The 2,182-nt window shown below is 78.9% G+C and carries 2 protein-coding genes; both read left to right on the top strand.

What is annotated here, in order from left to right; genetic code table 11:
• The first annotated feature begins 96 nt into the window (after positions 1–96).
• On the top strand, positions 97–951 hold the full coding sequence (locus ABD317_RS36125) for a hypothetical protein (protein WP_344296157.1): 855 nt from the start codon (positions 97–99) through the stop codon (positions 949–951).
• Positions 948–2,182: type VII secretion-associated serine protease mycosin (gene mycP, locus ABD317_RS36130; RefSeq protein ID WP_344296159.1), on the top strand; the 1,235-nt coding region annotated here is incomplete at its 3' end. The genes ABD317_RS36125 and mycP, both read left to right, overlap by 4 nt.

Below are 2,182 nucleotides of genomic sequence, written 5' to 3' on the forward strand. Positions count from 1 at the left end.
GGGCCGATCCCGGCAGCGGGGAGGAGCTGGGCGACGCGCTCGCCCGCTGGTTCGGGCGCGCCGCCGCACCACCCGCCGCGGCCCTACGCCCCACCCGTGCCCGCCGTCCCTCCCCACCCCGTAGGCGCACCCCTGCACATGGCGTCCGTGCTTCCCTCCGACATCCCCCGCCCCGAGCCGGAGCCGCCCGCCGAACGGCGCAGCCTCGGGCTCGCGGTGGGCGCCGTCGTCGCGCTCACCGCGGGCATCGGGCTCGTCGCCGGCGCCGCCACCGGCAGCTGGCCCAGCGACGGCCCGCGGGCGCAGGCCCAGCCCGGGGCGTACGAGGTGGCCCGCGGCCTGTGGCACGCCACGGAGGTCGACAAGCTCTTCCCGCCCCGGCTCGAAGGCGACGGCGCGGGCCCCGGCGGCGCCGACCGCGTCTGGGTGCGCGTCGCCGTCGCCCCGCCCGGGGGCTGCCGGAAGGGGCTCGACCCGGCGCTCGGCCGGGAGTTGCGCCGCGTCGGCTGCGAGAAGCTGCTGCGCGCCACGTACGCCGACGAGACCCGCAGCAGCGTCACCACCGTGGGGCTGGTCTTCACCGCGGCCGGCGCCGCCAGGATGGGCCGGTTCGAGGATCGCTTCGAGGAACGGGAGCTGGGCACGCGGCCGGACATGCTCCCGCGCGCGTACGGCACCGACACCGGCCCCGCCGCCGGCTTCGGCGACGAGCAGCGCGCGACCTGGACCGTACGCGTGCTCTCCGACGCCCCCGTCGTCCTCTACGCCGTCACCGGCTTCGCCGACGGCCGCGCCGTGGCCGAGCCGCAGCCCGCCGGCGAGGCCGTCCACCCCACCGCGACCACCGCGCCCGCGCAGGCCGGCCTCGGCCACGACGCGGAGGGCATCGCCGACCGCGTCGAGCGCAGCCTGCGCAAGACCTCCGCCCGGGCGACGGAGTCCCCCCGGTGACCCGGCCGGCCCCCGCGCGCCGCCGCCGCGCCCCCGCCCTCCTCGCCGCGCTGACCGCCGCCGCGGCCCTGCTCACCGCCACCGCCGCCCCGTCGCACGCGGACGGCCTGCAAGAACTCCAGTGGGGCCTGGACGACGTCCGCGCCGCCGAGGCGTGGAACACCACCCGCGGCGCCGGCGTCACCGTCGCCGTGCTCGACACCGGCGTGGACGCCAGCCACCCCGACCTCACCGGACAGGTGCTGGACGGCAAGGACTTCGTGGGCTTCGGCGCCCGCCGCGGCGACGACTCCTGGGCCCGGCACGGCACCGCCATGGCCGGCATCATCGCCGCACACGGCCACGGGCCCGGCGCCGCCGAAGGCGTCACGGGCGTCGCGCCGGAGGCGAAGATCCTGCCGGTACGGGTCATCCTGGAGGACGGCGACGCACAGCGCGGCAAGGCCCGCGACACCCGCGGCAACGCCCTCGCCGACGGCATCCGCTGGGCCGCCGACAACGGCGCCGACGTCATCAACCTCTCCCTCGGCGACGACAGCAAGTCCGCCCACCCCGAGCCCGGCGAGGACGCCGCCGTGCAGTACGCGCTGCGCAAGGGCGTGGCCGTCGTGTCGTCCGCGGGCAACAGCGGCGAGCAGGGCGACCACATCTCGTACCCCGCGGCCTACCCCGGCGTCATCGCCGTCACCGCCGTCGACCGGACCGGCGAGCGCGCGGACTTCTCCACGAGAAAGTGGTACGCCACCGTCGCCGCCCCCGGCGTCGACGTGGCCATCGCCGACCCCGACCGCACGTACTACGAGGGCTGGGGCACCAGCGCCGCGGCCGCGTTCGTCTCCGGCGTCACCGCCCTGGTCCGCGCCGCCAACCCCGACCTCAGCCCCTGGCAGATCCGGGACCTGCTGCGGGACACCGCGCAGGACCCGCCCGAGGGCGGCCGCAGCGACGAGCTGGGCGCCGGCCGGGTGGACGCGGCGGCGGCCGTCGCGGCGGCGCGGGAGCTGAAGGCGGCGCCGCAGGAGCCGGCGGCGGCCGCGTACGGCAAGAAGCGCTTCGGCTCGGCACCCGCGGCCGTCACCCCGGCGGACGACGGGCCGGGCGGGCTGGCGCTCGTCGCGGGCGTCACCGGCGTGGGGCTGATCGCGGGCGCGTGGTTCCTCTGGCGCGGCCCGCGGCTGCGCCGGAGCGGCGTCTGGCGCGGCCCGGCACCCCCGCCCTTCGCCCCGCCGGC

This window comes from Streptomyces synnematoformans (assembly GCF_039531005.1).
GTDB lineage: Bacteria > Actinomycetota > Actinomycetes > Streptomycetales > Streptomycetaceae > Streptomyces > Streptomyces synnematoformans.